General features: G+C 75.1%; 4 protein-coding genes. 2 read left to right on the plus strand and 2 right to left on the minus strand.

The genetic code is table 11. The features are described 5' to 3' along the window. Positions 1 to 1,011 (plus strand): methyltransferase (locus tag FNX44_RS24735; RefSeq protein WP_143651217.1); only part of this gene is annotated, 1,011 nt, incomplete at its 5' end. Between the two features lie 118 nt (positions 1,012 to 1,129). Next, on the plus strand, positions 1,130 to 2,542 hold the full coding sequence (locus FNX44_RS24740; protein ID WP_143651218.1) for a DUF2254 domain-containing protein: 1,413 nt from the start codon (positions 1,130 to 1,132) through the stop codon (positions 2,540 to 2,542). Here the strand turns inward: FNX44_RS24740 and FNX44_RS24745 are convergent. Further along, a complete protein-coding gene (locus tag FNX44_RS24745) occupies positions 2,514 to 3,455 on the minus strand; it encodes an aminoglycoside phosphotransferase family protein (RefSeq protein ID WP_143651219.1) in 942 nt (313 codons plus the stop codon). The genes FNX44_RS24740 and FNX44_RS24745 overlap by 29 nt on opposite strands. Next, positions 3,452 to 3,937: an NUDIX domain-containing protein gene (locus FNX44_RS24750; protein ID WP_143651220.1), complete on the minus strand. Its 486-nt coding sequence runs from the start codon at positions 3,935 to 3,937 to the stop codon at positions 3,452 to 3,454. The genes FNX44_RS24745 and FNX44_RS24750 overlap by 4 nt, the downstream gene beginning before the upstream one ends. Positions 3,938 to 3,952: the final 15 nt, after the last annotated feature.

Consider the following 3,952-nt stretch of genomic DNA (forward strand, 5'->3'; position numbering starts at 1 on the left):
GCTGCTCGCCCGGCGCGGCGTCGCCCGTGTCGTCGCCACCGACCAGGACCCGAGGGCGCTGGAGTGCGCCAGGGAGAACGCGGCCCGGCTCGGCGTCGCCGACCAGGTCGACGTCGTGGCCGCCGACATCTGCACCGCCAGGCGCAGGGCCGCCGAGCCCGGCTGCTCGGCATGCTGCTGGTGCCCGTCGAACCGGGGTGGGAGGTGCCGCTGCGCCGCGCGCCCGACGTGCGCGAGGCCTGCGAGCACGCCTACGGCCCGAGCGCGCCCGACGGCCCCTGCGCGGTCTCCCTGCGGGAACTCCTCGGCGTGGTGGGCGGCTACGAGTGGCGTCGCAAGGGCGTGCCCGTCCCGGCGCTCGGCGGCGACCGGGTGTACGCCTACCACGGCGTCTTCTCGCCGATCCGGGGCGAGTACGTCGACCTGGTAGCGCGGGCGCCACTGCCCGCCGACCGCTCGCTCGCGCTCGACGTCGGCACCGGCACCGGCGTACTGGCCGCGCTGCTCGCCCGGCGCGGCGTCGCCCGTGTCGTCGCCACCGACCAGGACCCGAGGGCGCTGGAGTGCGCCAGGGAGAACGCGGCCCGGCTCGGCGTCGCCGACCAGGTCGACGTCGTGGCCGCCGACCTCTTCCCGCCGGCTCCCGACCCCGACTTCCAGGGCTATCCGCTCGTCGTCTGCAACCCGCCCTGGCTCCCGGCCAAACCCACCTCTTCGGTGGAACACGCCGTCTATGATCCCGGCGGCCGCATGCTGCGCGGCTTCCTGGCCGGGCTCGCCCCCGCGCTCGCACCCGGCGGCGAGGGCTGGCTTGTCATGTCCGACCTGGCCGAACTGCTGGAGCTGCGAGCACCGGACGAACTCGCCGGGCTGGTCGCGGACGCCGGCCTGACGGTCGTCGGCCGCCTCGACGCCTCACCCCGCCATCCCAAGGCAGCCGACGCCGACGACCCGCTGCACGCCGCCCGGGCCGCCGAGACCACCACCCTCTGGCGGCTGACCCGCCGCTGAGCGCGACTGACCCGCCGCTGAGCGACCGCCGCCGGTCCGGCCCCGGGGCACCGCCGTTCGGCGCAGCCCCGGCCGCCGCCCGGAAGCGCCCGGCGGTCGTTTCGGCGACCGTGGACGGGTGAGTGGAAACGGGTCGCGCCGCCGTACAGGCGTACTGTCACGGCTGCGCAAACGGGTCCGCGAGTCGTTCCTCGTCGTGCCGTTCCTCGGCATCGTCGCCGGCTGGACGCTGGCCACGGCGGCCGTGGTCGCGGACGAGCTGATCCACGAACTCGGCACCCGGCTGGAGTGGCTCGACGTCGCGGACCTCTGGTTCTTCCGTGCCACCGCCGAGTTCGGGGCCTCCGCCAAGGACGCCGTCCAGACGATGAGTTCGGCCATGCTGACGTTCATCGGTGTGGTCTTCTCGATCACCCTGGTGGCACTCCAGATGGCCGGCGGCCAGCTCTCGCCGCGCATCCTCCGGCTGTACGTGGAGAGCTGGGTGACCAAGCTGACGCTCGCGCTCTTCCTCTGCACGTTCCTGTACACCCTGCGGATGCAGCGCGAGTACGGCCCGGCCCCGACGTCGCAGGACTCCGTGACCCCGTACGTGGGATACGCGCTGGCGATGGGCTTCGTGGTGGCCAGCCTGGCCATGTTCGTGGTGTACGTGCACTCCACCATCCGGCTGATGCGGGTCACCCACGTCCTCGACCTCGTCACCGCCGAGACCCTGCGCATGCTGCCCTCCCGGTGGGTCCGCGGCCCGGCCGTGGACCCACCGGAGGAGCCGGCCGGCAACCCGTCCGTCCTCGACGGCGACGCGGACGGCGACGCGGCGTCCCGGTCGGCCGCCGAGCGGCCCGAGTGGGGGCCGGACGACCCCGGCGGGGTGCTCGTGCACAACGGGCCGTCCGGCGTACTCCAGGCGGTCCACCTCGACCGGCTGGTGGCGCTCGCCAGAGCCGAGGACGTCTGCCTGCGCCTGGTGCCCCGGGTGGGCGACTACCTGCCCACCGGCGCCCCGCTCTTCCGCTGCCACGGCGGTGAGCCGCGACGCCGGTCCGAGCTGCGGCGCTGCGTCGACGTCGGGGCCGACCGCACCATGGAGCAGGACGTCGCCTTCGGTCTGCGCCAGCTCGTCGACATCGCCGCGCGCGCCCTCTCCCCGGGAGTGAACGACCCCACCACCGCCGTACAGGCGCTGGACCGGGTGGAGGTGGTCCTCGCGGGCCTCCTCACCCAACCGCTCGGCGACCAGCGGCACCGCGACCACGACGGCACCGTGCGCCTGGTCGAACCCGTTCCCACCTGGTCGGAACTGCTGGACCTGGCGCTGACCGAGATCCGCGTCTACGGCGCCGCCAGCCCCCAGGTCAGCCGTCGACTGGTGGCGCTCGTCGCCGACCTGCTGCTGCTCAGCCCGCCCTCACGGCGGCCCGCCCTGGAACGCCAGTGGGCGCTGCTGCACGAGGCGGTCGCCGACGCCGTACCGGACGACCGCGCACAGCGCTTCGCCCTCACGCCCGACCGCCAGGGCCTCGGCTGACCCGGGCGAGGGCCCGGTGATCCGCCACGGCCTCGGTGATCTGGCGGCGGGTCTGCTCGGCAACCCGGGGGTTCGTCGCGGCGTAGGCGGTGTACGCGTTGAGGCCGGTGGTCAGCGCCCAGCCCATGCCGCGCAGCCACGTCGCGTCGTCCAGGCCGAGGGCGTCGCGGAAGGCGTCCCTGCTTCGCCGGGACATCAGCGTCCACGCCACGACCAGGTCGCACGCGGGGTCACCCACACCGAGGCTGCCGAAGTCGATGACGGCGCTCAACCGACCCCGGCGGGTGAGCAGGTTGCCGGTGTGCATGTCGCCGTGGAACCACACGGGTGTGCCGCGCCACGCGGGGGCGGCGAGCGCGTCGTCCCACAGTTCGGTCAGGGCCCGGGCGTCGAACGTGCCTGCCACGGCCTTGATGCCCGCACGCGTCGCCGCGTCCCGCGCGGCGAGGGTGCCGCCGACCAGCTCGGCGTGCGGGCCGCCGGAGGGTGGGGGCAGTCGGCGTAGGGAGTTGAGGAAGTCGGCGAGTCGTACGGCGTCGGCCGCCGAGTCGCCGAGGCCCGCCACCGTCGCCGGGGCGCCGTCCAGCCACCGGGCGACCGACCACGGCCACGGATAGCCGAGGTCCGGCTCACCCAGCGCGATCGGTTCGGGAACGGCCAGCGGCAGTGCCGGAGTGAGCCCCGGCAGCCAGCGGTGTTCCTTGGGCGCCTGCCCGGCCGCCCAGTCACCTCGCGGCAGCCGCACCGCCATGTCGTCGCCGAGCCGGAAGATCACGTGGTCCGAGCCGGCGGGGTCCACGGGGGCCAGCGGCAGACCTGCCCAACGGGGGAACTGCCCGGCCACCAGCCGCGCCGCGAGGTCCCCGTCGATCGGCGGAGTGGCGTCCGCCGGTGCCGGCGTCCGGTGGCTCACGACGGCATCCCGTCCCAGCCGGTGAGCACCACCGAGGGGCGCCCGGCGCGGTACCCGGCGATGGCCTCGGCGGCCGGTGCGTACGTCTCCTCGGGTGGCGCCCCGATCGGGACCCAAGCGAGCCGCGAGTGCTTCTCCGGCTCGCGGTTCTCCGGCTCGCCCGCCCAGCGGGTCGTCGCCAGGACGACGGTGAGGAAGCCGCCCGGTGCCTCGGCGCCCGCCCGGCCGTGCACCACGTGCGCCAGACGCAGATCGGGCGCGGCGACCGCCAGACCGGTCTCCTCGCGCAGCTCGCGGACGGCGGAGAGGGTGATCGGCTCACCCGGTTCGTTCTTGCCCACCGGCAGGTCCCAACTGCCGGGCGCGACCTTGGCGTTCGGCCCGCGCCTGAGCATCAGGACGCGGTCGGAGTCGCGGTCGTGCACGATGACGGCCGCGACGAGCAGGGCCGTGGCGAGCGTCGGCGCGGGGGAGGGGGACACGGCGCGGGCCTCTCC

Source organism: Streptomyces alkaliterrae (assembly GCF_007097205.2).
In the GTDB taxonomy this organism is placed as follows: domain Bacteria; phylum Actinomycetota; class Actinomycetes; order Streptomycetales; family Streptomycetaceae; genus Streptomyces; species Streptomyces alkaliterrae.